Raw genomic sequence first — 19,410 nt, 5'->3', positions numbered from 1 at the left:
CGGGGGGTGCACAACGGCATCCGGGCGCGCCCACTCTGGGACTCGATCCCGAGCAACGATGCCCGGGCAGACCCCAGGAGGTGGCCGTGAGCGTCGAAGCTCGCCCAGGCGCCGACGACCCCTACGTCGCGCTGCAAGAGACCGATGAGTTCCAGAACCTTCGTAAGAAGTTCCGCGGCTTCGTCTTCCCGATGACCGCGTTCTTCCTCACCTGGTACTTCCTGTACGTGCTGCTGTCGATCTTCGCCCCCGGCTTCATGAACAAGCCGATCAGCGGCCTGGTCACCGTGGGCCTGGTGTTCGGCCTGCTGCAGTTCGTCACGACGTTCGCCATCACGTTCATCTACGCGCGCTGGGCCAGCCGGACCTTCGACCCCGCCGCTGAAGCCCTCGGCGCCCGGATGGATGCCATGTCTGCCCCGAACGGAGACAAGTCATGAGCGCGCTCCTCCTCCCGGCCGCCGACACCATCGCCGTCGGCAACCCCACCCTGAACATCGGGATCTTCCTCGGGTTCGTCGTCTTCACCCTCGGCATCGTCATCAAGGTGGCCGGTGGCAAGAAGACCGCCGAGCAGTACTACACCTCGGCCGGCGCCTTCTCCGGTCGCCAGAACGGCATCGCCATCGCCGGTGACTACCTCTCGGCGGCCTCGTTCCTCGGCATCGCCGGGGCCATCGCCCTGTCCGGCCTCGACGGGTTCCTCTACTCCATCGGCTTCCTCGTCGCCTGGCTCGTCGCCCTGCTGCTCGTCGCCGAGCTCATGCGCAACATCGGCCGCTTCACCATGGCCGACGTGCTGTCCTACCGCCTCAAGCAGCGCCCCGTGCGCATCGCCACCTCGGTGTCGGTCATGTGCGTGTCGCTGTTCTACCTGCTCGCCCAGATGGCCGGCGCCGGTGGCCTCGTGTCCCTGCTGCTCGGTGTCACGGGTGAGGCCGCGCAGAACATCGTCATCGCCATCGTGGGTGTCGTCATGCTCGCCTACGTTCTCATCGGCGGCATGAAGGGCACCACCTGGGTGCAGATCATCAAGGCGGTGCTCCTGATCGCCGGTGCGGCCGTCATCACCGTGTGGACGCTGGCGAAGTTCGGCTTCTCGATCACCGCACTGTTCCAGGGCGCCATCGACACCACGGCAACCTCCGCGGTGGAGAAGACGGCGTCCAACGCCGACAAGCTGACGACCTACGGCCTGAAGTACGGCAAGGACACCGTCACCAAGATCGACTTCATCTCGCTCTCGATGGCCCTCGTCCTCGGCACCGCCGGTCTGCCGCACGTGCTCCAGCGCTTCTACACCGTCCCCACCGCCAAGGAGGCCCGTCGCTCGGTCGAGTGGGCGATCTGGCTCATCGGTGGGTTCTACCTGCTCACCCTGGTCATCGGCTTCGGCGCCGCCGCCCTCGTCGGCCCCGACACGATCAACGCCGCTCCCGGCAAGGCCAACGCCGCCGCTCCGCTGCTGGCCTACGAGCTCGGTGGCAGCTGGCTGCTCGGCATCATCTCCGGTATCGCGTTCGCGACGATCCTGGCGGTGGTCGCGGGGTTGACCATCGCGGCATCCGCGTCGTTTGCCCACGACCTCTACAAGGAGGGCTTCAAGAAGGGCCAGACGAGCGGCGACACCGAGTTCAAGGTCGCCCGCATCGCGGCCGTCGTCATCGGCCTGGTCGCCATCGGCGGTGGGATGCTCGCCAAGAGCCAGAACATCGCGTTCCTCGTGGCCCTGGCCTTCGCGGTCGCGGCCTCGGCGAACCTGCCGACGATCCTGTACTCGCTGTTCTGGAAGGGCTTCACGACCAAGGGCGCCCTGTGGTCGATCTACGGCGGGCTCATCGCCTCGATCGGTCTGATCATCTTCAGCCCGGTGGTCTCGGGCAAGCCGGCCGACCCCAAGACCGGGCTGTCACCGTCGATGATCACCAACCCGGCGATCGACTTCCACTGGTTCCCGCTCGACAACCCGGGCCTGGTCTCGATCCCGCTCGCCTTCTTCCTCGGCTGGCTCGGATCGGTGCTCTCCAAGGAGCACGACGCCCAGAAGTACGCCGAGATGGAGGTCCGCAGCCTCACCGGTCACGGTGTCGCCGAGGCGGTCAACCACTGATCGACGCCTGAACGCAACAGTTGAGCGGATGCCGTGCCACGGCATCCGCTCAACTGTTGCGTCACGCTCCGGCAGGGCGTCAGGCGTGGGCGTGCGCCTCGGCTCGCATCCGGGCGGCCAGGTCGTCGTCCACGGTCTCGAAGAACGTGCCGACGACACCCTCGAGCTGGTCCATGCTCTGCGCCTCGAACAGCACGGGCTGGTAGGCCGTGATGTCGTAGTTGAGGGTGCCCATGGTCGGGATGTCGAGGGGGCGGATGTCCATGTGCGAGAACTCGTCGAGCTCGCCGTAGCTGGAGAGGATGCCGGCTCCGTAGGCCTTGGTGACCCCGCCGTCGTTCATCACCCCGAACTCGATGGTGAACCAGAAGACGTCGGCGACGAACTGCAGGGCGTCCTCGGTCTCCAGGCGCTCACTGGCCTCACCCGCGGCCTGCGCGATCGCCGCGAAGCGCGGGCTCGCCAGCTGGTTCGCGTGTCCGATGACCTCGTGGATGATGTCGGGCTCCGGCGTGTACAGCGGCTCACTCGGGTGGCGCAGGTACTGAGTGGAGTTGAAGGTGCGGCGACCGAGGTCGGCGTAGAACTCGCGCAGGGGAACCAGTCCAGGTGCCGCGGTGTAGCACCAGCCGGTGAGCGGCATGAGCGCCTGGGTCACCTCGTGCAGCTGGGGCACGTGGTCGGTCGGCAGGGCGAGGGCGGCCTTGGCCTCGAGGTACTCGGGGTGGGCGTACCGCTCGTGCTTGGCCGCGAGCTCGGCGGACACCAGTGCCCAGACGCCGTGCTCCTCGTCGGTGTAGTCGATCGTCGGCACGGGCTGCCCGGGCCGGTGCGCCAGCGAGGCCGAGGCGATGTCGGCACGCCTGGCGCGGTACACCGGGTCGGTGAAGCCGGGGTGGTCCTCGCCCAGGTGCACCTGCACCTGGCCGTCGGCGTCGGTCGTGACGGCTGAGTAGAGCTGGCCCTCTTCGAACACGGTCATCGCCTCCTTGCGCATCGTGGACGGCCGATCGGGCCGTTCTCGCCACGGTTCCACGGATGCCGTGCGGATGGAACCGTTGCCCGACGCGGTGGTCAATGCGCGCACCATCGCGCCACCCGGCATCCGAAAACACTGGTCAACCTGCCCACCAAACCCGCACTTCTTGCACTCCAGCCACTTCACGGCAGGGTGGCTGGAGTGCAAGAAGTCGCGCTGCCCGGGGCGCGACGGGCGGTCGGGGGCGCCCCGCTCGGCGCAGCCGCGGCCCGCCCGACGGCATCCTGCGGTGGGCCGGTTGCTCACGGCCCACCGCTGGGGTTGGCTAGGGCCAGTCACTCAACGAGGAGGATCACCGCCGTGACCGACGACAGCCTGTCCAGCCACGCCCACGAGCTCGACCTTGCCCCTGCCCCGGCGTTCGCCGCGCAGGCCAACGGCACCGCCGAGATGTACGAGGCCGCCGCCGCCGATCACGAGGGCTTCTGGGCCCAGCAGGCCCGCGAGCGCATCACCTGGGCGACCGACTTCGAGCGCACCCTGGACTGGGACGACGCACCCTTCGCGAAGTGGTTCGTCGGCGGCCAGCTCAACGTCGCGTACAACTGCGTCGACCGGCACGTCGAGGCCGGCAACGGTGACCGGGTCGCGATCCACTTCGAGGGCGAGGGCGGCGACACCCGCACCATCACCTACGCCGACCTCCAGCGCGAGGTCAGCAAGACCGCCAACGCCCTGACCGAGCTCGGCGTCGGGACCGGTGACACGGTGGCGGTCTACATGCCGATGATCCCCGAGACCGTCTTCACCATGCTGGCCTGCGCCCGACTCGGCGCCCCGCACTCGGTCATCTTCGGCGGGTTCTCGGCCGAGGCGCTGCACACCCGCATCGACGACGCCCAGTGCAAGGTCGTCGTGACCACCGACGGGCAGTTCCGGCGCGGTAAGCCCTCCCCCCTCAAGCCCGCCGTCGACGAGGCGCTTCAGTACCCCAACCCGGTGCAGAAGGTCCTCGTCGTGCGCCGCACCGAGACCGAGGTCGACTGGCACGAGGGCCGCGACGTCTGGTGGCACGACGTCGTCGACCGCCAGGCCGACACCCACGAGGCCCAGCCGCACGACAGCGAGCACCCGCTGTTCATCCTCTACACGAGTGGCACGACCGGAAAGCCCAAGGGCATCTTCCACACCAGCGGCGGCTACCTGACCCAGGCCGCCTACACCAACGCCGTCGTCCACGACGTCCACCCCGAGACCGACGTCTACTGGTGCACGGCCGACGTCGGCTGGGTCACCGGGCACTCCTACATCGTCTACGGGCCGCTCGCCAACGGCGCCACCCAGGTCATGTACGAGGGCACCCCGGACACCCCGCACCAGGGCCGCTGGTGGGAGCTCATCGAGAAGTACAAGGTCTCGATCCTCTACACCGCCCCCACGGCGATCCGCACGTTCATGAAGTGGGGCGACGACATCCCCGCGAAGTTCGACCTGTCCTCGGTGCGCGTGCTCGGCAGCGTCGGCGAGCCGATCAACCCCGAGGCCTGGCTCTGGTACCGCAAGCACATCGGCGGCAACACCGCCCCGATCGTCGACACGTGGTGGCAGACCGAGACCGGCGGCATCATGATCAGCCCGCTGCCCGGTGTCACGACGCTCGAGCCCGGTTCGGCGCAGCGCCCGATCCCCGGCATCTCGGCCGAGATCCTCGACGACGAGGGGATGCCGTTCACCGAGGCCGAGAAGGTCGGGTACCTCGTGCTGACCAAGCCGTGGCCGGCGATGCTGCGCGGCATCTGGGGCGACCCGGAGCGGTACAAGGACACGTACTGGACCCGCTTCGGCCCGAAGTACTACTTCGCCGGCGACGGCGCCAAGTACGACGAGAAGGGCAACATCTGGCTGCTCGGCCGGGTCGACGACGTCATGAACGTCTCCGGCCACCGCCTGTCGACGGCCGAGATCGAGTCGGCGCTGGTGTCGCACCCGGCGGTGGCCGAGGCCGCGGTCGTCGGGGCGTCGGACGAGACCACTGGTCAGGCCGTGTGCGCCTTCGTCATCCTGCGCGGCGACGCGACCGACGAGGGCGACGCCACGGTGCAGGCGCTGCGCAACCACGTGGCCCACGAGATCGGTCCGATCGCCAAGCCGCGCTCGATCATGATCGTGCCCGAGCTGCCCAAGACCCGCTCCGGCAAGATCATGCGCCGCCTGCTCAAGGACGTCGCCGAGGGTCGCGACATCGGCGACGCGACGACGCTGGCCGACTCGTCGGTGATGAGCTTCATCTCCAAGGGGATGCCGGGCGCGGGCTCGTCGAGCTGACCTCGCGCTCGCCGTACCCCGCTGACGTCCGGCAGGTTGGTTGCCTCAGGCACCGACCTGCCGGACGTTGCGCATGGGCCCTTGACAGCTCGCGAGGTGTGAGGATGCCGGGATGACCCGCATCGGCATCGTCACCTCCAGCACCCGCCCGACCCGGATCGGCCACCACGTCGCACAGTGGGTGGCCACCCAGGCGCCAGAGGGCGTCGAGGTCGAACCCATCGACCTGCGTGATCTCGCCCTGCCCCTGCTCGACGAGCCCGAGATGCCGTCGAGCGGCCAGTACGCGCACGAGCACACCAAGCGCTGGGCTGCCCTCGTCGACGGTGTCGACGCCGTCGTGTTCGTCATGCCCGAGTACAACCGGGGCTACAACGCAGCGCTGAAGAACGCGATCGACTACCTGTACGCGCAGTGGCAGGGCAAGCCGGTCGCGTGTGTCGGCTACGGCTGGGGCGGGGCCGAGTACGCCCGGGCAGCGTTGCGCCAGACGTTGGATCGGGTGGGGATGGTCGTCGTCGACGGGGCCGCCCTGGTGTTCGAGAAGACGCTCTCGACACAGGGTGCCGTGACTGCCGACGACAGCCTGGTGGCGGACGTCGCGGCCCTCTACGGCGGCCTCGTGGCCGCGGTGCCCACCGGGCAGGACACCGACGCGGCTGGATAGACTGCCCGCGGAGCGCCGGGAAGTCTGGTCGGCACCGTTGAAGCGACCCCGAGGACGACCGACCACGAGGACGGCAATGACCAACTCGACTCCACCCCGCAAGAGCGGCACGATCCTTCGTCGACCGGCCTGGGCGGAAAGCCAGTACGTCGCCGAGGCGCTGCGGACCGAGACCATCGGTGGGGCCCTGCTGCTCGCCGCTGCCGTCGCGGCTCTCGTCTTCGCCAACAGTCCGTGGCGTGAGGCCTACGAGACGCTGCGTGACACCTACGTCGGCCCCGAGTGGGGCGACCTGCGGCTGAGCCTGGGCCACTGGGCGGCAGACGGCCTCCTCGCCATCTTCTTCTTCGTCGCCGGGCTCGAGCTCAAGCGCGAGTTCCTCGTCGGTGAGCTGCGCACGGTGGCCAAGGCCGCGGTGCCGGTCACGGCGGCCATCGGGGGCGTCATCATGCCGGCCCTGGTCTTCGTCGGCATCGTGCTGGCACTCGGCGGTGACAGCCAGGCCCTGCGTGGCTGGGCCATCCCGACCGCGACCGACATCGCCTTCGCCCTGGCCGTCCTCGCCGTCATCGGGTCCTACCTGCCCTCAGCCCTGCGCTCGTTCCTGCTCACCCTCGCGGTCGTCGACGACCTCATCGCCATCACGATCATCGCGATCTTCTACACCGCCGACCTCGAGGTCACGGCCCTGCTCTGGGCTGTGCTGCCGCTGGCTGCATTCGCGATGCTCGTGCAGCGGCGGATCACCTACTGGTGGCTGCTCATTCCGTTGGCCTTCGCCACGTGGACGCTGGTCCACGCCTCGGGGGTGCACGCCACCGTCGCCGGTGTCCTGCTCGGGCTGGTCGTGCCGGTCAAGGCACGGGCCTCCGTGCCCAAGATCAGCACCCTCGAGCGCGACACCGACGTCGCCCACCGGTTCGAGCACCGCATCCGCCCGCTCTCGGCCGGCTTCGCCGTGCCCGTGTTCGCCTTCTTCGCCTCCGGAGTGACCGTGATCGGGGGCGGGTTCGCCGCGGCAGCCGCCGACGAGGTGGCCATCGCCATCGTGTGCGCCCTCGTGCTCGGCAAGCTCTTCGGGGTCTTCGGCACGACGTGGCTGCTGGCCCGCTTCACCCGGGCCGAGCTCGACGAAGGGCTGGGTTGGCGCGATGTCTTCGGCCTCGCCCTGCTCACCGGGGTCGGCTTCACGGTCTCCCTGCTCGTCGGTGAACTGGCCTTCGGAGAGGGCTCCGAGCGCAACGACCACGTCAAGCTGGCCGTGCTCATGGGGTCCCTGATCGCCGCGATCCTCGCCTCGATCGTGTTGCGGCTGCGCAACACGCACTACAAGCAGATCGCCGAGCTCGAGAAGCACGACGGCGACGCCGACGGCATCCCCGACGTCTACCAGCGCGACGACACCTGACCCAGCCGCTCCCTGAACCGGGTCCTCACACGGGTGCCCGCGCGACCGTCCCAGCACCCGACGGCGAGGTCCCGAGTAGGGTCGGGGAGACGGCTTTCGACACAGCGGGACCACGGCGGAGGATTCATGGCAGGCACACCGGGCAGCGAGCGCACCATCGGTCAACTCGTGGCCGATGCGACGCATGACTTCCAGGGCTTGGTCCGCAGCGAGATCGCGCTGGCCAAGGCCGAGGTGACCAGTGGCGCCAAGGATGTCGGCAAGGGTGCCGGCCTGCTCGCCGCGGCAGCGTTCTTCGGCCTCATGGGCCTGGTGTTCCTGCTCCACGGCGCGGCGTGGGGCCTGGCCGAGGCCCTGCCGATCTGGGCGGGCTACCTCATCGTCGCGGTGGTGGTGCTCGTGCTCGCCGCGATCCTGGGCCTGCTCGGCAAGAAGTCGCTCGAGACGGCCAAGCCCGCCCCCGACCGAGCCATCGACCAGGCGCAGCAGACGATCGCCGCCCTCAAGAAGACCACCGACGCAGCCTGACGACCGTCGACACCGACCTCAGCCGGCAGTACACCGCCCGGTGGAGACCGGTGCGGACGTCGGCCCACCCTGCGCCAGGACGCCGCTGATCTCGTCGAGAGTCAACGCATAGCCGGTGTCGGGGTCATCGAGGGACGTCGCGAAGATCATGCCGACGACCGACCCCGTCGGGTCGAGGAGCGGCCCACCGGACGCGCCCCGCCGCACCTGGGCGCGTAGCGAGTAGACCTCACGAACCACGCTCGACGTCGAGTAGATGTCGGCACCACGGGCCGTGATGACGTCGCGGACCCGGGCACCGTCGACCCACAACCCCTCGTCCCCCGGGAACCCCGCGACGACTGCGGCCGCGCCCGCCTCGAGGGGCGCCCCCACCTGGAGGGCCGGCGCCTCCAGACCCTCGACGGCGAGAACGGCCACGTCGCGCCGCGGGTCGAACGCCACGACGCGCGCGGGACGCTCGAGTCCCCGGTCACCGACCCTGACGCGGACCCGGTCTGCTCCGGCCACGACGTGCGCGTTGGTGGCGACCCGGCCCGGGGACACCACCCAGCCGCTGCCGATCTGTGCCCGGTCACAGGTCTGCGACTCCGCCCGCACGTGGATCACCGAACGAAGTGCGCGCTGGACGTTCGGGTCGTCGACGACGGACGGGTCGGGCGCGTCCACCGAGGAGATGGGCTCGGGCCCGTCGCTCTCGAAGACCCGAGGGAAGCCCTGCCGGTCCAGCGCGTCGGTCACGTCCTCGACCAGGCCGTCGACCGATGACGGAACCACCGTGTCCAGCGCCCTGGCAACCGCCGATCGTTCGACGAGGTCGCGCGCGATGCTCGGGCCGCCGACCCGCACGGCGCTGGCCACCACCCACATGACGAGGGCAACTGCCACCAGGACGGCGATCGAGCCCAGGGCGGAGTCGAGCGCCCGGGCCAGCGGCACGTCGATCGCCTCGCGCAGACGCCGACCGATCTGCAGCATGAGGGCCTGGCCCAGTGCGGCGCAGACGAGCACCGCCAGCAGGAGGAACAGCAGCCCCGACGAGGTCCCCACGGAGTGCCCGAGGTGGTCCTCGATCAGGCCCGGGGCCACCCGCACCGCGAGGAAGGCTCCGCCGACCAGCCCGGTGAGGCCGAGCAGGGCCGCGACGAAGCCTTGACGCCATCCGCTCCAGGCATAGGCGAGCAGCAGCATCACGAGCAGGAGGTCGAGCCCGGCAGCACCACTCACGGGGTCGGGCCGTCGTCGAGCTGCTTCATCCACGGCGACATGACCCGGTCGGGGAGCGGACGCTCGATCTCGTCGTCCCAGGGCAGGGCGATGCCGGCGAGGTCGAACAGGCTGCTCAGCAGCATCGCGGTGAACCCCCACACGAACAGGTCGTCGACCTCGAACGCCGGGCCGCGATACGGGCCGAACACCGCGGTGAAGCGGTTCGCGGGGTCGAGCAGTCTCGGCACCGGCACCCGCAGCACCCGCTCGACCTCACCTCGATCGACCACGCCGACCGGGACCGGCCTGGGCCACCAGCCGAGCACCGGGGTCACCGCGTGCTGGCTCGGCGAGAGGTACACCTCGGGGAAGGTCGCGAGCACGTGGACTCCGGACGGGTCGAGCCCGACCTCCTCCTCCGCCTCGCGCAGGGCCGCCCCGACGGACCCGTCGTCCTCGGGGTCGATCCCGCCCCCGGGGAAGGACACCTGCCCGGGGTGGGCCCGCAGCGTGTGGGCCCGCTCGGTGAGCACGACGTCCTCACCGCCGCTGGGGTCGGGCCCGAAGAGCATGAGCACCGCGGAGCGACGCGAAACGCCCTCCGGCGGCACGTAGGACGCGAACCAGTCGTGCTCGGCGACATCCGGCCGGGAGGCCAGGGCCGCGAGCCAGCCGGGCGTGGGAGCGCTCACGGCAGAGCCGGGATGCCGTCGGTGACGTCACCGGGCAGCGGGCCGGGCGGTGGGTCGGGCAGCACCGCACCCGGTGCGAGCTCGTAGGAGAGCAGCGCCCGCGCCTTCACGGGATCGGTCTCCCCTTCGCCGTACGACGGGCACCACTGGGCGACCGGGCACGCTCCGCACGCGGGCTTGCGGGCGTGGCAGGTGCGGCGCCCGTGGAAGATGAGGACGTGGCTGAGCATCGTCCAGTCCTTGCGCGCAAAGAGCTCGGCGATCGCTGCCTCGACCTTGACCGGGTCGGTGTGCTCGGTCCACCGGAAGCGTCGCACCAGGCGACCGAAGTGGGTGTCGACGGTCAGCCCGGGCACGCCGAAGGCATTGCCCAGCACGACGTTGGCCGTCTTGCGCCCCACACCGGGCAGGGTCACCAGGTCCTCGAGGCGAGTCGGCACCTCACCGTCGAACCGCTCGACGATCGCGGCACTCAGCGTGATGACCGAGTTGGTCTTCGCCCGGAAGAACCCCGTCGGCCGCAACACCGCCTCCATCTCCTCGCGGTCGGCACCCGCGAGCGCCTCCGCTGTCGGCCACCGGGAGAACAGGGTCGGGGTCACCGAGTTCACCATGACGTCGGTGGTCTGGGCGGAGAGCACGGTGGCGACGAGGAGCTGTAGCGGGGTCTCGAAGTCGAGCTCGCAGTGGGCATACGGGTAGCGCTCGAGCAGCGCCCGGTAGGTGCGCCGCGCCCGCCGGGTCAGCGCCACCGGCGACTCCTCACCGACGCGCAGGCGCCGCACGGCGGCGGAGGGGGTCACGGACACCCGCGCAGCCTACGACGTGACCCTGTCAGCGCAGAGGTGCGCGAACGGCATCCGAGCCCCCTCTCCCCCGGCCCTTCCCGCGAACGTGGGTGAAGATCGTCGCCTGGACGACGATTTTCACCCACGTTGTTGATGAGGGCGAGGGCCTCGGGGTGACTCTGGCACACTGTGGCCCGTGGATCACGACGTCGTGCGCAGAGCCCCGCTGTTCGCCGCCCTTGATGAGGCGGCGGCTGAGTCACTGATCGCCAACATGAGCCCAGCGCTGCTGGAACGTGGCGACGTGCTCTTCCACGAAGGCGACCAGGGCGACCGGCTCTACGTCATCGGTGAGGGCAAGATCAAGCTCGGGCGCTCCAGCAGCGACGGCCGCGAGAACCTGCTGGCCATCCTCGGCCCCGGCGAGATGTTCGGCGAGCTGTCGCTGTTCGATCCCGGGCCGCGCACCGCCACGGCCACCGCGGTCGCCGAGACGCAGGTCGTGTCGATGGGCCACGACCAGCTCAAGGACTTCCTGCGCACGCACCCCGGGGTGGCCCCGACCCTGCTCTCCGCCCTCGCCCGCCGCCTGCGCCGCACCAACGACGTGCTCGCCGACCTCGTGTTCACCGACGTGCCCGGCCGCGTCGCCAAGGCGCTGCTCGACCTGGCCGACCGCTTCGGCCGCCCGGTCGACGATGGCCTGCTCGTCGCGCACGACCTCACCCAGGAAGAGCTCGCGCAGCTCGTCGGCGCCTCCCGCGAGACGGTGAACAAGGCACTGGCCGACTTCGCGTCGCGGGGCTGGTTGCGCCTCGAGGCGCGCGCCGTGCTGCTGACCGACGTCGAGCGACTGAAGCGCCGCGCCCGCTGATCCCTGCGTCGCCGCCCGCTGGCGCTCGCACCGCCGGCACCGCAGACCGCTGACGGCCGCCCCTCACCGCTCCCGGTGAAGGTAGTCCAGCTGCGCCCGGATCGACATCCGCGCAGCTGGCCACACCGCGCTCGGCACGTCGGCGTAGACCCGCTGCAGCACGCCCTCGACGACGTCGATCTCGGATGCCGCGCCGTCGGCGAGCGCTTGGCGCACCTGGTCCAGCCGCTCGGCACGGTGGGTGCGGTAGTACGCGACCATCACCCCGGCATCCGGGACGAGCGGGCCGTGTCCGGGCAGGATCGCGGTCACCGATCCGTCACCGGTGAGGGCGTGGAGCCGGTCGAGGGAGTCGAGGTAGGCGTCGAGCTCACCGTCGGGGTGGGCCACCACGGTGGTGCCTCGACCGAGCACGGTGTCGCCGGTGAGCAGGGCGTGGTCGGCGGGTAGGGCGAGCGAGATCGAGTCCGAGGTGTGCCCCGGGGTTGCCACGATCCTCAGTTCAAGGCCTCCGGTGCGCACGACGTCGCCGTCGGCGAGGTCGTCGTGGCCACGACCGACCGCGCGCACGGGGGCCCCGGTGAGCTCGGCAAACCGCGGCACGGCCTCGGCGTGATCGGCGTGCCCGTGGGTGAGGACGGTGAGCGCGACGCGCGCCCCGGCATCCGCGACCACCGCGAGCACGGCGGCGAGGTGCGCCTCGTCGAGTGGCCCGGGGTCGACGACCACGGCCTCGGTGGCTCCGGGCTCGAGGAGCACCCACGTGTTCGTGCCGTCCAGGGTCATCGGGCCGGGGTTGGGGGCGAGCACGCAGTGGGCGCGAGGCGTCACGGGGCCGCCTGCCCAGGGTGCGGTGACCGACGGCGGCGGGGACGCGCTCATGCCACCGCAGTATGCCCCGCCGGCCCCACACCCTGCGCTGCCGTACCCCCTGCGCTGCCCCCGCACCCGGTCCTGACCACCCTGCGACGGCGCGACTCGAGGGCGGGCCCACTCACAGGCAAAGCGACCTGCCGCTCGCGCCTGAGCACAGGAATCCCGGGTCAGAGCGCTTCTGCGCCGGCCCTTTGCCTGTCGGCAGGCCCACCCCGCTTCGCGTCAGCCCGCGATCAGGCCTGTGGACAACCCGCTGAGCGCCCCTCCTGGCGGCACGATGGGCCGATGGGGGCAGACAGCGGAGGGACAACCATCCGGCAGACCCTGCGGCGCCTCGGCGGGGTCACGACGTGGAAGGAGCTGCGCTCGTCCCACCCCAAGCGCCGCATCCTGCGAGCCGTGAGGGATGGGGAGCTCGTGAGGGCGTCCCGCGGCCACTACGTCCTGCCCACGGCGTCGGCCCATGTGACCGCCGCACAGTCCTGCGCTGGTGTGTTGTCGCACCTGAGCGCGGCCATTCACCATGGGTGGAAGGTCAAGTCACCACCTGGCCACGCGTGGGTCACGGTGCCGCGCAAACGACACGTGCGCAAGAAGCAGCGCCACGGCATCCGGCCCCACCATGCGGACCTGACGGCAAAGGACGTGGAGCACGGGGTCACCACGCCCCTTCGCACGGTGATCGACTGCGCCCGGGTGCTGCCCTTCGACGAGGCGCTCGTGGTGGCCGACTCCGCCCTTCGCGCCCGAGCCGTCACGCGCGGGGAACTGGCGGATGCCGTGCGGCACCTTCGCGGACCGGGTGCGGTTGCGGCACGGCGGGTCGTCAAGCATGCCGACGGGCGCGCGGCCAACCCGTTCGAGTCGGTGCTGCGCGCGCTGTGCATAGAGGAGGGGTTCGAGCTCACCCCGCAGGTGACGATCGCCGAGTCGGGGCTCTACGCCGTGGTCGATCTCGGCAGCGAGGCCCTGCGGCTGGCCGTCGAGGCCGACGGCTTCGAGACCCACGGCACCCGGGGCGGCCTGCGCAAGGACTGCGAGCGCCACACCCTGTTCGCCATCTACGCGTACTCGTCGCTGCGGTTCGCCTACGAGCACGTGATGTTCGAGCCCGACTGGGTGCGCTGGGCGCTCCGCACCTGGCGAGCGGTGCGGGCCGGCCAAGCGCTGACCGACCCGCCGCTGCGATCCCACCGACAGGCAAAGGGGTCGTGAAGGGACGCATGGTCGCGGCATGGCTGGGGCTCGACGGGGTCCCAGGCCCCTTTGCCTGTCGTCAGGGCCGCCCGGCCGGGTGCAGACCCGGGCTAGGACAGGAGGGGCGGAGGTTGGGTTTGGGGCAGGAGGTACGCCGGTGCGGCTAGGGCAGGACGGTGCGCAACATGGGGATGCCGTCCGCCCCCGCCACGAGTTCGGGCACCACCCGCGCGACGCGAGGTCGGTGCGCGAGGAACGCCGCGGCATCCGCGAAGTCCGCGAGCTCCTCGAGCGAGATCACGGTGGGCGGCAGCATCCGCACCTTCCCAGCGCGGTGTCGGACCAGCAGGTCACCGGGCCGAACCCAGGCGCTGTGGTCGGACTCGGTCGTGGTGCCCCGCGCCTCCTGGTCGGCGGGCATGCCGGCAGCGAGGATCCACGTGTCGTACCGGCGCGGCTCGAACTCGGGAGTCACCCAGTGGGCCCGACCCCGCAGGTCGGCCACGGTGATCACGACCCCACACTCCTCCTGGACCTCGCGCACCGCGGCAGCAGCGAACGGGGCCGCGACGTCGGCCGCGACACCCATGACCGCGGCCAGGTCGGCCAGTCCGGGCGTCGCCGGGTCCAACGCGTGGTCCACCGGGTCGACCCCGCCGCCGGGGAAGACGACCGTCGAGGGGGCGAATGCCATCGACGCCACCCGGCGCTGCACGTAGACCTGCGGGCCAGCCGCACCGTCGCGCACGAGCATCACGGTGGCCGCCAACCGCGGAACCGCAACCGAGCGCTCCGCAGCCGCCAGCCACGCCTGCGCCCGCGCAGCCAGCCCGGGGTCGCGTGACACCGGGTGCTCGACCACCCGACCGGACGTCACCGACCCACCCCCAGAACCAGGGTCAGTCGCGGACGTGGACGATGACCTCGACCTCGACGGGCGCCCCGAGCGGCAGGGCGACGACGCCGACGGCCGAGCGGGCGTGCCGACCGGCATCCCCGAAGACGTCGCCGAACAGCTCGCTGGCGCCGTTGATGACGCCGGGCTGCCCGGTGAACGACGGATCGGACGCCACGAAGCCGACGACCTTGACCACTCGCTCGACCCGGTCGAGGTCTCCCACGACCGACTTGACCGCCGCAAGCGCGTTCAGCGCACACACGGCCGCGAGCTCCTTGGCGCGCTCCGGCGACACGAACCCCTCACCCTCGCCGACGGCGCCGGTCGCGGCCATGACGCCGCCGACCATGGGAACCTGCCCCGAGACGTACACCCGCGAGCCGTCGAGCACGGCGGGTACGTAGGCCGCCAGGGGCGGCACGATCTCGGGCAGCACGAGGCCGAGCTCGGCCAGACGGCTCTCGACGGCACCCATGTCAGGCCTTCGGGCGCTTGAGGTAGGCCACGAGGTTGCCCTCGGGCATGACGAGCACCTGGACGAGGTCCCAGCCGTCGGCGCCCCACTGGTCGAGGATCTGCTTGGTGGCGTGCACGATGAGCGGCACGGTCGCGTACTCGTAGGTCGTCATGTCCGCAACCCTAGCGCCGGGCCACCCCTCGGCTAGCGTGACGCAGATGAGCGAGCGCCCAGCTGACCGCCCCGCCGACCGCACCGAGATCACCGGGCCCCACCAGAGCGACGTCTACGACGTCTGGGAGCCCGCCCCCCACCGGGCCCGCGGGGTGAGCGTCGCGCTGATCCACGGGGGGTTCTGGCGCGAGCGCTACGACCGGCACCACCTCGCTCCCCTGGCCCGGGCCCTCGCCGACGACGGGTTCCACGTGGCGAACCTCGAGTACGCCCGAGCGGGGATGCCGGGGGGCGGCTGGCCGGGGACCGGCGCCTCGGTCCTCGCGCAGCTCACCGCGGTTCACGCCGACCCGGCGCTGCCCGAGCGAGTCGTCGCCGTGGGGCACTCCGCGGGCGGGCACCTTGCCCTGTGGGTGGCCTCGGCAGACCGCGCGCCGTGGCTGACCGGGGCCGTGGCCCTGGCCCCGGCCGCCGATCTCGGCGAGGTCGACCGGCTCGGCCTGAGCGACCACGCTGCCCGCAACCTCATCGGCGCCGCCCCCGATGACGCCCCCGACACCTGGGCCGACGCCGACCCGGCGCGTCAGCGCCTCACCACACCCGCGGTGATCGTGAGCGGCGAGCACGACGACGACGTCCCGGCATCCGTCATCGAGTCCTACCTGGCCACGCGCACACCGGACGATCCGATCCACAGCGCCGTCGCCCTCGGCGCAGACCACTTCGCCGTCATCGACCCGCAGGCGCCGGCGTACCTGCTGGTCCTCGCCGAGATCGAGGAGCTCACCCTGGCCACCCACTGACGGCCCTGACCAAGGATTCGAGGATGCCGTGAGGGCCCGCCTAGGCTGGTGGGCGTGTCCACTCCCTCTCTCGCACGTGCCTTCGACGGGGTGCGCCTGCACATCGTGACCGGCAAGGGAGGCGTCGGCAAGACCACCGTCGCCGCCAGCCTGGCCCTGTCGCTGGCCAGCCAGGGCAAGCGGGTGCTGCTCGTCGAGGTCGAGGGGCGTCAGGGCATCAGCCAGACCTTCGACGTGCCCCCGCTCGGCAATGACGAGGTGCGTCTGGTCACCCATGCCGGTGGCGGTGAGCTGTGGGGGTTGTCGGTCGACGCCAAGGCCGCGCTGATGGAGTACCTACAGATGTTCTACAAGCTCGGCCGCGCCGGCGGAGCCCTCGAGAAGATGGGCGTCGTCGACTTCGCGACGACGATCGCCCCCGGGGTGCGCGACGTCCTGCTCACGGGCAAGGTCTACGAGGCGGTCGGGCGCACGACGGGCAACCGCCGCGGCCAGGGCACGAAGGTGTGGGATGCCGTCGTCCTCGACGCCCCGCCCACCGGCCGCATCACCCGCTTCCTGGACGTCACCGCGCAGGTGGCCGACCTCGCCCGGATCGGCCCGATCCACTCGCAGGCCGAGTCGATCACCCGCATGCTGCGCCACCGCGAGAGCGTCGTGCACATCGTGACCCTGCTCGAGGAGATGCCGGTGCAGGAGAGCGTGGATGCCGTGACTGAACTGTCCGCAGCAGGCTTCGGGGTGGGCACGGTCATCGTGAACCTCGTGCGCGAGCCCATCGTCGACGAGGCCCTGCTCGAGGTCGCCGCCGCCGAGCCGGCCCGGGTCGCCGACCAGGTGCGGGCCGACCTCGTCTCCGTCGGGGTCAAGACGTCGAAGGCCACCGTCACGGGGCTGCTCAGCCAGGCGCACGACCACGCCGAGCGGGTGGCGCTCGAGCGCGACCTGGCTGCCGAGGTCGCGGCCCAGGGCCTGCCGACGCTCCGCCTGCCGGCGCTGCCGACCGGGGTCGAGGACGGCGGCATCACCGTGCTCGCCGACGCCCTGACCGCGCAGGGGGTGCGCTGATGGCCCGCCGCCCCGCACCCGCCCGGCTCGACGTCGACGCACTGCTGGCCGACCCCGGCACGGGGATCATCGTGTGTTGCGGATCGGGCGGGGTCGGCAAGACGACCACCGCCGCGGCGCTGGGGGTGCGCGCGGCCGAGTCCGGACGCCGCGTCGTCGTGCTGACCATCGACCCGGCCCGACGGCTCGCCCAGTCCCTCGGCCTGACCGAGCTCGACAACGTCCCACGTCCGGTGAAGGGCGTCGGCGAGGAGGCCGGCGGCAGCCTCGACGCGATGATGCTCGACATGAAGCGCACCTTCGACGAGGTCGTCGAGTCGCACTCCACCCCCGACAAGGCCGCGCAGATCCTGGCCAACCCCTTCTACCAGGCCGTCTCCAGCTCGTTCGCGGGCACCCAGGAGTACATGGCGATGGAGAAGCTCAGCCAGCTGCGAGCCCAGGCCGACCGCGAGGGCACCTGGGACCTCGTCATCGTCGACACCCCGCCGTCGCGCTCGGCCCTGGACTTCCTCGACGCCCCCAAGCGGCTCGGCTCCTTCCTCGACGGCCGGTTCATCCGGCTGCTCACCGCGCCGGCCCGCGCTGGCGGGCGGGCCTACCTCAAGGTCTTCAGCGTCAGCGCGACCATCGCCGCGGCGACGATCTCCAAGGTGCTCGGAGGAGCGTTCCTGTCCGACGTGCAGACCTTCGTCGCGGCCCTCGACACGATGTTCGGGGGGTTCCGCGAGCGTGCGGACCTCACGTACGCGCTGCTCAAGGAGCCCGCGACGGCGTTCGTCGTCGTCGCCGCTCCCGAACGTGACGCCCTGCGGGAGGCCGCCTACTTCGTCGAACGGCTCGAGAGCGAGGGGATGCCGCTCGCGGGCGTCGTCGTCAACCGCATGCAGGCGCTGGCCGCACCGTCACTGAGCGGGGGTCGGGCGACCGCGGCTGCCGAGCAGCTCGAGGATGCCGGGGGCAGCGAGCTCACTCCCGCGCTGCTGCGCCTGCACGCCGACCTGTCCTCGATCGCCGAGCGTCACGAGGGGCACGTGCGCCGGTTCGTCGCCGGCCACCCCGGGGTGCCGGTCTCGACCGTTCCGGCGAGCGCGACCGACATCCACGACCTCGACGGGTTGCGCACCGTGGGCGCAGCGCTGGCAGCCACCTGAGGCGCAGGCCACCTTCCCGTAGGGCGGGGTCAGGCGCTCTCGCCGTGGACCGCTGCTCCCTTGACCTGGGCCAGCAGGCCGCTCCACGACTGGACCTCAGGTCGGCGGCGCAGCAGGGCCCGGCGCTCGCGCTCGGTCATCCCGCCCCAGACACCGAACTCCGTGCGGTTGTCGAGAGCGTCTGCGAGGCACTCCGCCATCACCGGGCAGCCCTTGCACATGACCTTCGCGGCGCGCTGAGCCTTTCCCTGGACGAACAAGGCGTCAGGGTCCTCGTCCGCGCAGTGGCCCAGGCCGACCCAGTCGGCAACCCAGTCCCCCAGCGCTGGTGCTACCTCGGGTGCGGCGCTCATGTGTACCCCTGTTCAGCAAGAACCTGGAACGGCTCGAACAGCCCGGTCGTGCGTACCGACCGCGCGTTGTCAGGCTAGGGCGGTCGATGACACCACGGCATCGTCCGAATCGTCGCGAGCAATGGCCGAACGGTTGATTCCTGAGGCATCGGTGTTCACGCTCAAGCTTCATCGGTCGACAAACGTCGACGCCGCCAGACCGGCGCGACACGCGCGAGCGAGGGCCGACGGCATCCACGGGTTACCCTGATGGTATGGACGGTCGCGCCCACAATGTATCCGCTGTGCTCAGATTGCTTCTCGGTTTCGTCGTGCTCAGCACGATTGCCGGGTTGTTGATGGCTGGGCTGGCGATCCCTGCGGTCGGGGCCACCGGTCAGATGGCCAAGGGGGGCGTCGGGGTCTTCAACGACCTGCCGAGCGAGTTCACGGTCTCACCGCTGGCGCAGCAGTCGCGCATCCTCAACGCCGACGGCAAGGTGATCGCCAACCCGTATGACGAGAACCGCATCATCGTGCCGCTGGCGAAGATCGCGAAGAACATGCAGAACGCGCAGCTGGCCATCGAGGACTCGCGCTTCTACGAGCACAACGGCCTCGACGTGCGCGGCTTCAGCCGGGCCATGGTCTCCAACCTCCAGGGCGGCGACACCCAGGGAGCGTCGACCCTCACGCAGCAGTACGTCAAGATCTCGCTGCAGTACCGCGCGCTGAGCAACGGGGACAAGGATGCCGCCGCCGCTGCGGTCGAGAAGTCCTACTCCCGCAAGCTCCAGGAGCTCAAGTACGCCCTGAACGTCGAGGAGAACTTCACCAAGGAGCAGATCCTCGAGGGCTACCTCAACCTCGT

At 70.8% G+C, this 19,410-nt stretch carries 21 protein-coding genes; 12 read left to right on the top strand and 9 right to left on the bottom strand.

What is annotated here, in order from left to right:
* The first annotated feature begins 86 nt into the window (after positions 1-86).
* Entirely contained in the window at positions 87-440 is a 354-nt protein-coding gene (locus tag PLL68_RS01795; RefSeq protein WP_324531085.1) for a DUF485 domain-containing protein, read from the top strand.
* The gene (locus PLL68_RS01790) at positions 437-2,110 is read left to right on the top strand and encodes a monocarboxylic acid transporter (RefSeq protein WP_324531083.1); all 1,674 of its coding nucleotides are present in this window, start codon (positions 437-439) and stop codon (positions 2,108-2,110) included. The genes PLL68_RS01795 and PLL68_RS01790 overlap by 4 nt, the downstream gene beginning before the upstream one ends.
* 79 nt (positions 2,111-2,189) lie before the next feature.
* Here the strand turns inward: PLL68_RS01790 and PLL68_RS01785 are convergent, their stop codons facing one another.
* On the bottom strand, positions 2,190-3,395 hold the full coding sequence (locus tag PLL68_RS01785) for a phenylalanine 4-monooxygenase (RefSeq protein ID WP_324531081.1): 1,206 nt from the start codon (positions 3,393-3,395) through the stop codon (positions 2,190-2,192).
* Positions 3,396-3,449: 54 nt separating this feature from the next.
* Between PLL68_RS01785 and acs the strand changes: the two genes are divergently transcribed.
* The 4 genes from acs to PLL68_RS01765 all read left to right on the top strand — a co-directional run bounded on the left by acs (position 3,450) and on the right by PLL68_RS01765 (position 8,017).
* On the top strand, positions 3,450-5,414 hold the full coding sequence (gene acs, locus PLL68_RS01780) for an acetate--CoA ligase (protein ID WP_324531080.1): 1,965 nt from the start codon (positions 3,450-3,452) through the stop codon (positions 5,412-5,414).
* 112 nt (positions 5,415-5,526) lie between these two features.
* A complete protein-coding gene (locus PLL68_RS01775; protein WP_324531078.1) occupies positions 5,527-6,081 on the top strand; it encodes an NADPH-dependent FMN reductase in 555 nt (184 codons plus the stop codon).
* A 76-nt stretch (positions 6,082-6,157) separates the two neighbouring features.
* The gene (gene nhaA / locus PLL68_RS01770; RefSeq protein ID WP_324531076.1) at positions 6,158-7,489 is read left to right on the top strand and encodes a Na+/H+ antiporter NhaA; all 1,332 of its coding nucleotides are present in this window, start codon (positions 6,158-6,160) and stop codon (positions 7,487-7,489) included.
* Positions 7,490-7,615: 126 nt separating this feature from the next.
* A complete protein-coding gene (locus tag PLL68_RS01765; protein WP_324531074.1) occupies positions 7,616-8,017 on the top strand; it encodes a phage holin family protein in 402 nt (133 codons plus the stop codon).
* Between the two features lie 18 nt (positions 8,018-8,035).
* Here PLL68_RS01765 and PLL68_RS01760 read toward each other — a convergent pair whose 3' ends face one another.
* Genes PLL68_RS01760 through nth form a run of 3 tightly spaced genes read right to left on the bottom strand, consistent with a single transcriptional unit; the run spans position 8,036 to position 10,727 of the window.
* A complete protein-coding gene (locus tag PLL68_RS01760) occupies positions 8,036-9,244 on the bottom strand; it encodes a MarP family serine protease (protein ID WP_324531072.1) in 1,209 nt (402 codons plus the stop codon).
* Entirely contained in the window at positions 9,241-9,918 is a 678-nt protein-coding gene (locus PLL68_RS01755; protein WP_324531070.1) for an NUDIX hydrolase, read from the bottom strand. Before PLL68_RS01755 ends, PLL68_RS01760 begins: the two co-directional genes overlap by 4 nt.
* Positions 9,915-10,727 carry an endonuclease III gene (gene nth, locus PLL68_RS01750; RefSeq protein WP_324531068.1) on the bottom strand — a complete coding sequence of 271 codons (813 nt, stop codon included), beginning with the start codon at positions 10,725-10,727 and terminating at the stop codon, positions 9,915-9,917. Before nth ends, PLL68_RS01755 begins: the two co-directional genes overlap by 4 nt.
* A 175-nt stretch (positions 10,728-10,902) precedes the next feature.
* On the opposite strand from nth, the gene PLL68_RS01745 reads away from it, so the two are divergent.
* Positions 10,903-11,580 carry a Crp/Fnr family transcriptional regulator gene (locus PLL68_RS01745; protein ID WP_324531066.1) on the top strand — a complete coding sequence of 226 codons (678 nt, stop codon included), beginning with the start codon at positions 10,903-10,905 and terminating at the stop codon, positions 11,578-11,580.
* Positions 11,581-11,643: 63 nt separating this feature from the next.
* On the opposite strand, the gene PLL68_RS01740 is transcribed toward PLL68_RS01745, so the two are convergent.
* A complete protein-coding gene (locus PLL68_RS01740; protein WP_324531064.1) occupies positions 11,644-12,462 on the bottom strand; it encodes an MBL fold metallo-hydrolase in 819 nt (272 codons plus the stop codon).
* A 279-nt stretch (positions 12,463-12,741) separates the two neighbouring features.
* On the opposite strand from PLL68_RS01740, the gene PLL68_RS01735 reads away from it, so the two are divergent.
* Complete coding sequence (locus tag PLL68_RS01735) at positions 12,742-13,671, top strand: DUF559 domain-containing protein (RefSeq protein ID WP_324531062.1); 930 nt, start codon at positions 12,742-12,744, stop codon at positions 13,669-13,671.
* 145 nt (positions 13,672-13,816) lie between these two features.
* On the opposite strand, the gene PLL68_RS01730 is transcribed toward PLL68_RS01735, so the two are convergent.
* Genes PLL68_RS01730 through PLL68_RS01720 form a run of 3 tightly spaced genes read right to left on the bottom strand, consistent with a single transcriptional unit; the run spans position 13,817 to position 15,180 of the window.
* Positions 13,817-14,500 carry an NUDIX hydrolase gene (locus PLL68_RS01730; RefSeq protein ID WP_324531061.1) on the bottom strand — a complete coding sequence of 228 codons (684 nt, stop codon included), beginning with the start codon at positions 14,498-14,500 and terminating at the stop codon, positions 13,817-13,819.
* Between the two features lie 52 nt (positions 14,501-14,552).
* Positions 14,553-15,026, bottom strand: a complete 474-nt coding sequence (locus PLL68_RS01725) for a RidA family protein (RefSeq protein WP_324531059.1) — start codon at positions 15,024-15,026, stop codon at positions 14,553-14,555.
* A gap of 1 nt (position 15,027) precedes the next feature.
* Entirely contained in the window at positions 15,028-15,180 is a 153-nt protein-coding gene (locus PLL68_RS01720; RefSeq protein ID WP_324531057.1) for a DUF4177 domain-containing protein, read from the bottom strand.
* A gap of 46 nt (positions 15,181-15,226) precedes the next feature.
* Here PLL68_RS01720 and PLL68_RS01715 point away from each other — a divergent pair, with 46 nt between their 5' ends.
* From PLL68_RS01715 to bagB, 3 genes are read left to right on the top strand one after another with little or no spacing between them, the layout of a single operon-like run.
* Positions 15,227-15,985: a prolyl oligopeptidase family serine peptidase gene (locus PLL68_RS01715; protein WP_324531056.1), complete on the top strand. Its 759-nt coding sequence runs from the start codon at positions 15,227-15,229 to the stop codon at positions 15,983-15,985.
* 54 nt (positions 15,986-16,039) lie between these two features.
* Positions 16,040-17,053 (top strand): ATPase BagA, encoded by a 1,014-nt coding sequence (gene bagA, locus PLL68_RS01710; RefSeq protein WP_324531054.1) that lies wholly within the window; start codon positions 16,040-16,042, stop codon positions 17,051-17,053.
* Positions 17,053-18,207, top strand: coding sequence for an ArsA family ATPase (bagB, locus tag PLL68_RS01705; RefSeq protein ID WP_324531052.1), 1,155 nt, complete (start codon positions 17,053-17,055; stop codon positions 18,205-18,207). Before bagA ends, bagB begins: the two co-directional genes overlap by 1 nt.
* Before the next feature lie 29 nt (positions 18,208-18,236).
* Here bagB and PLL68_RS01700 read toward each other — a convergent pair whose 3' ends face one another.
* Complete coding sequence (locus PLL68_RS01700) at positions 18,237-18,560, bottom strand: WhiB family transcriptional regulator (RefSeq protein ID WP_324531050.1); 324 nt, start codon at positions 18,558-18,560, stop codon at positions 18,237-18,239.
* A gap of 311 nt (positions 18,561-18,871) precedes the next feature.
* Here PLL68_RS01700 and PLL68_RS01695 point away from each other — a divergent pair.
* Positions 18,872-19,410: transglycosylase domain-containing protein (locus PLL68_RS01695; RefSeq protein WP_324531048.1), on the top strand; the 539-nt coding region annotated here is incomplete at its 3' end.

This window comes from Ornithinibacter sp., from assembly GCF_035443565.1.
In the GTDB taxonomy this organism is placed as follows: Bacteria; Actinomycetota; Actinomycetes; order Actinomycetales; family Dermatophilaceae; genus Fodinibacter.
Note: the sequence above shows the minus strand (reverse complement) of the source record. Positions and strands in the feature narration are given on the sequence as shown.

Bases quoted from the DNA above. Each gene is read 5' to 3' on its own strand.
- PLL68_RS01715 (WP_324531056.1), top strand. From the start codon at position 15,227: ATGAGCGAGCGCCCAGCTGACCGCCCCGCCGACCGCACCGAGATCACC.
- PLL68_RS01725 (WP_324531059.1), bottom strand. From the start codon at position 15,026: ATGGGTGCCGTCGAGAGCCGTCTGGCCGAGCTCGGCCTCGTGCTGCCC.
- bagB (WP_324531052.1), top strand. From the start codon at position 17,053: ATGGCCCGCCGCCCCGCACCCGCCCGGCTCGACGTCGACGCACTGCTG.
- PLL68_RS01790 (WP_324531083.1), top strand. From the start codon at position 437: ATGAGCGCGCTCCTCCTCCCGGCCGCCGACACCATCGCCGTCGGCAAC.
- PLL68_RS01720 (WP_324531057.1), bottom strand. From the start codon at position 15,180: ATGACGACCTACGAGTACGCGACCGTGCCGCTCATCGTGCACGCCACC.
- PLL68_RS01735 (WP_324531062.1), top strand. From the start codon at position 12,742: ATGGGGGCAGACAGCGGAGGGACAACCATCCGGCAGACCCTGCGGCGC.
- PLL68_RS01775 (WP_324531078.1), top strand. From the start codon at position 5,527: ATGACCCGCATCGGCATCGTCACCTCCAGCACCCGCCCGACCCGGATC.
- PLL68_RS01700 (WP_324531050.1), bottom strand. From the start codon at position 18,560: ATGAGCGCCGCACCCGAGGTAGCACCAGCGCTGGGGGACTGGGTTGCC.
- PLL68_RS01740 (WP_324531064.1), bottom strand. From the start codon at position 12,462: ATGAGCGCGTCCCCGCCGCCGTCGGTCACCGCACCCTGGGCAGGCGGC.
- nhaA (WP_324531076.1), top strand. From the start codon at position 6,158: ATGACCAACTCGACTCCACCCCGCAAGAGCGGCACGATCCTTCGTCGA.
- PLL68_RS01765 (WP_324531074.1), top strand. From the start codon at position 7,616: ATGGCAGGCACACCGGGCAGCGAGCGCACCATCGGTCAACTCGTGGCC.